At 53.2% G+C, this 4,545-nt stretch carries 6 protein-coding genes; 2 read left to right on the forward strand and 4 right to left on the reverse strand.

Going from position 1 to position 4,545, the window contains the following annotated elements:
- Positions 1-94: 94 nt before the first annotated feature.
- Together ABD843_RS14170 and ABD843_RS14175 are read right to left on the reverse strand one after the other, a co-directional pair.
- Positions 95-496 carry a DUF3037 domain-containing protein gene (locus ABD843_RS14170; protein ID WP_345084422.1) on the reverse strand — a complete coding sequence of 134 codons (402 nt, stop codon included), beginning with the start codon at positions 494-496 and terminating at the stop codon, positions 95-97.
- A complete protein-coding gene (locus ABD843_RS14175) occupies positions 474-1,256 on the reverse strand; it encodes a HipA family kinase (protein ID WP_345084425.1) in 783 nt (260 codons plus the stop codon). Before ABD843_RS14175 ends, ABD843_RS14170 begins: the two co-directional genes overlap by 23 nt.
- 141 nt (positions 1,257-1,397) lie before the next feature.
- On the opposite strand from ABD843_RS14175, the gene ABD843_RS14180 reads away from it, so the two are divergent.
- Positions 1,398-1,940 carry a hypothetical protein gene (locus tag ABD843_RS14180; RefSeq protein WP_345084428.1) on the forward strand — a complete coding sequence of 181 codons (543 nt, stop codon included), beginning with the start codon at positions 1,398-1,400 and terminating at the stop codon, positions 1,938-1,940.
- Between the two features lie 45 nt (positions 1,941-1,985).
- Here ABD843_RS14180 and ABD843_RS14185 read toward each other — a convergent pair whose 3' ends face one another.
- Entirely contained in the window at positions 1,986-2,513 is a 528-nt protein-coding gene (locus ABD843_RS14185; protein ID WP_345084431.1) for a 3-hydroxyanthranilate 3,4-dioxygenase, read from the reverse strand.
- 29 nt (positions 2,514-2,542) lie between these two features.
- Entirely contained in the window at positions 2,543-3,805 is a 1,263-nt protein-coding gene (locus ABD843_RS14190; RefSeq protein ID WP_345084434.1) for a hemolysin family protein, read from the reverse strand.
- A 228-nt stretch (positions 3,806-4,033) separates the two neighbouring features.
- Between ABD843_RS14190 and ABD843_RS14195 the strand changes: the two genes are divergently transcribed.
- A complete protein-coding gene (locus ABD843_RS14195; protein WP_345084437.1) occupies positions 4,034-4,186 on the forward strand; it encodes a lmo0937 family membrane protein in 153 nt (50 codons plus the stop codon).
- The last annotated feature ends 359 nt before the right edge of the window (positions 4,187-4,545 follow it).

Raw genomic sequence — 4,545 nt, forward strand, 5'->3', positions numbered from 1 at the left:
TACTCCTGTGTGGAGGGGATCCAACAAAGATGAATAAATCACCATAACGACTTTCGAACACTTATGATCTGCGATCGGAAAACGTACTGCCTTGCTACTGCGCCTGGCTCACAGGTGCCACCAGTTGCATGTACAGTTCATTCAGCTTCTCTGCCGGGTCGGTACAGAACCCCGGGTGTACCTTCGATGCCTGCACCACCGTACTGCGTGTGGCCGTCAGCCACCTGAACCGCTCTGCCACGGGCAGCCTGCCTATGGTGCCGCCATCTTTACCCCCCGCACATATCTGCGCAAAGGAGTGCAGGTAGCAGGCTACCTCTTCCACTTCCTGCCGCCCGGCCAGTACAGCCAGCCGCTGCAGCCCGGTATCATACCGCACCTGCAGGAACCTCTTTCCGGCACAGTACAGCACTACCCCCACGTTCAGAAATTCCTCACGTTCTACACGGGGCACGGCCCGTATCACCGCATACTCAAATAAGTGTCGCTCTTGCATCGTTAGCTGCTTTTACAAAGTTATCAGATGCCGCCACCCTATCTGCCAGGAACTTTACATAGGCCTCCCTGTGCGCCGCCGCCGTCTCAAAGGGGCTATCCGTTACCAGCCATTCATCGGGCACCAGGCCCACTATATCCGTTATGCGTTGTTTTGTCAGTATACGCTTGCACTCGCTGTCCGCCTCGTTCAGCAGGGTGGCCTGCGGCAGCAGCACATGGTCCTTTGCCTGTGCAAAGGGTATACGCGCCTTTTCTTCCCAGTTCTGCCACGAATGGTGAAAGTACAGTGCCGCCCCATGATCTATCAGCCATAGCTGGCGGTTCCACATCAGCATATTGGTGTTGCGGCAGGTGCGGTCCACGTTCAGCAGCAGGCAGTCCATCCATACTATGCGCGATGCCGTATGTTCATCCACCTTTGTGGCCACCGGGTCATACGTTATAGAACCCGACAGATAGTGCAACCCAAGGTTCAGCCCTACGCTGGCTTTCAGCAGGTCTTGTATCTCTTCATCGGGCTCGGTACGGCCAAAGGCCGCATCCAGTTGTGCAAATACTATCTCGGGCACACGCATACCCAGTGCGCGGGCTATCTCGCCACCTATCAGCTCGGCTATCAGCGCCTTGCGCCCCTGCCCCGCCCCGCGAAATTTCAGCACATACAAAAAGCCATCATCGGCCTCTGCTATGGCTGGCAGCGATCCGCCCTCGCGCAGCGGCGTCACATACCTCGTTACATTCACCTGCCTTATTTCCATTCAGTTAGCTTATTTCACCGGCTACGAAGTTAGTACATCCCGGCCCAGTTATGCACATGCAAAGCACAACATGCTTCGCGCTGCACCGCCCCTGCAAGATCGGCACGATGTTTTCAGTAACTTTCTATAAAAATACTGCCTATGCAGCAGCCTCACTACCTGGTACCGGCCCATACCGATGGCGCCGAGATAGATATCACCCACTCGCTGCAGGCCGACCTCGTGGAAGAGGCCGAGGACCTCTTTGTAGATGCCAAGAACCGCCTGCTCGATGTGACCCACTGGGCGCGCTATGCAGGCCTGGCGGATGTACGCTTCGCACTGGCCGATGGGCACCGCCATACCGCCACCCGCAAGGCCCGCCGTGGCGACCATATACTCATAGACGGTCGCGGCCCGGGCCAGCCCTACAACGAATACGATGCCTACACCATAGAAGCACTGGAGTACGACGACTATCCCGATACCGGCATGGAGACCTTCGCCATACGCATACACCCATCAGATAGGGTCGCTACAGATAATGGCGATACTGCTACCATAGTCATACAGCGCAACGGTATAAAGGTATCGGCCATATACCATGGCCGCAACAGCCCCACAGGCAGCGATGGCCTGTGGCATGGCATGAGCAATACAGAATGGGAAGCGCTGATGCGCGGCCTTATAGAATATTTCGACTGAATGGCCCGAATTTATTCACCTCCCCTTCGGGGAGGTCGGGAGCGGTCAGGCCCTCTTTACAGGTGGCTCCATCACCATGCCGCACTTCTTGCAGGTACGTTTTTCCACGTCAGAGTAGAAGCGCTCCATCACCGGCGGTAGCTGGGCCACTATGTCCGATACATGCAGGTATTCCTCGTACAGCTTCTCATGGCAGTTCTCGCAAAACCACAGGAAACCGTCCAGTTCCTCGGTCTCGCGCTTTATCTCCAGCACCAGCCCCACGGTATCGGCGCCACGCTGTGGCGAGTGCGGCACACCACCCGGCAGCAGGAACATATCTCCCTCCTTTATGGGTATGTCCACTATCTTGCCATCTTCCTGTATGCGCACCACTATATCGCCCTGTAGCTGGTAGAAAAGCTCCTCGCCTACATTGTAGTGAAAATCCTTGCGTCCATTAGGGCCCCCTACCACCATCACTATGAAGTCGTCGGCCTCTTTGTATACACACTGGTTGCCCACAGGGGGCTTCAGCAGGTGGCGGTTATCCTCTATCCATTTGTTCAGGTTGAACGGGCGCTTTACAGGCATGATATCTTTCTTTTATTGTATTCAGGTATCTATCGCAGCACCTTCATCTTCACCGTCTCTATACGCGTGTTGGTCACCAGCAGTATATCGAATTCGTACTTGTCTATGATGATGCGCTCTTTCATTTTCGGTATGGTCTCGTGCTGGGTGATGATGTAGCCCGACAGCGTCTCCGACTCATCGGTAGGGAAGTGGAAACCATACTTCTCGTTCAGGTAGTCCAGCTCCAGACGGCCAGAGAATATGTATTCGTGCTCGGCTATCTGCTTCTCCACGAATTCCTCCTCATCATACTCGTCATTTATATCGCCGAATATCTCTTCCAGCACATCTTCCATGGTCACTATCCCTGCCGTACCGCCAAATTCGTCTATCACCCATGCTATGCTCTTGCGCTCCTTCGTGAACCTGTTCATCAGGTCTACCGCGCTCATGGCCTCGGGTACCGGTGTTATGGCATGCAGTATGTCCTTTATCACCTGTGGCTTGCGGTTCATATCCAGGTGGTGCATATAGCCCACTATATTGTCTATGTTCTCTTCGTACACTATTATCTTCGACAGCTTCGTGTCTATGAACCGCTTGCGCACCTCGGCTATAGGCATGTCTATGTCCACCGCCTCTATCTCGTTGCGCGGCACCATACACTTGCGCACCTTCACATTCACCAGGTACAGGGCGTTCTCAAAAAGTTCCTGGTTCACCTCGCTGCTCTCGTTCTCGTGCCCATGCATGCTCTGCTTCACAAAAAGCTCCAGGTCCACACGGCTGAAGACCTGCTTGTTCTCCTTTATCCGCACATTGAACAGGTATTTCAGTATGAACTCCGATATGGATACGAATATCCTGGCCACCCACGAGAACAGGAAGTGCATCACCTTCATGGGTATGCTCAGTGCCACCAGCACGGTATCGGCCTTGTGGCGGAAGATGGCCTTCGGCAAGAACTCTGCGAACACCAGTATCACCACCGTGGCCAGTATGGTATCTATCAGCAGCTTGGCATATTCGGGCAGGTGTATGCCGTATTTTATCATCAGCAGGTCCGTGAGCTGCGATGTCAGCAGGCCGTATACTACCAGTATCACGTTCACCCCCACCAGCGCAGTGCCTATGAACTCCTCAGGCCGCTCCATGAAGCCCGACAGTATCTTGCCCGAGTAATGGCCCTGCTTCTTGCGCAGCTCTATGTTCAGCTTATTGGCCGATATGAATGCTATCTCCATACCCGCAAAAAAGCCTATCAGCAGTATGCACAGGAATATATATAGCAATAAATGGGGTACATCCATGTTGCCAAAGATAATAAAAAGCAGGAAGATGCCCACTTCGCCACCTCGTACCCCGACAACCCAATATCACATGTCCCCCACAAAGCAGCAAAGTACTGCCCATACACAAAACATTGTCTTTCAACGCCCACACATTATACACTGTTTTTATAACACAATTTTAAATAGCCGCATGACTTTATGGCCCGGTCTATGCAGTAACTTTAGAGTAACCAAACACCTAAAACTATGAGAGGCCTATTGTATTTCATCGCCGTTGTCCTGGTCATATTCTGGGCATTAGGCGCATTCGCCTGGCATGCCGGCAACCTCATTTACATCTTGCTGGTACTAGCTATCATCTCCTTCCTTCTTGGCGTCATCCGCCGGGGGAACGTGTAGCGCACTACACCCGAACATTCTTATCCATAACCACCAAGGGCCGCTATGCGCGGCCCTTGGTGGTTATACCGTTTAGACATAGAATGGCGGCATGGCGAATTATAGGCCGTAACACCGCCCTCCCCGTTCGGGGAGGGTTGGGGAGGGGCTTATAACAGGTTTTACAAATGCCGGATATTAAAGTCTAAATGGTCTTTACTAGCAGATACCTACATCCTTTACCTGGCGCGGGTCTGGGGCGTAGCCCTGTGCGATAGCCGACCCGTGCCCACACAAGAGAACCGATCTACGATCATAAGTGTTCGAAAGTCGTTATGGTGATTTATTCATCTTTGTTGGATCCCCTCCACACAGGAGTA

The sequence above is a fragment of the Nemorincola caseinilytica genome (assembly GCF_039540515.1).
GTDB lineage: Bacteria > Bacteroidota > Bacteroidia > Chitinophagales > Chitinophagaceae > Nemorincola > Nemorincola caseinilytica.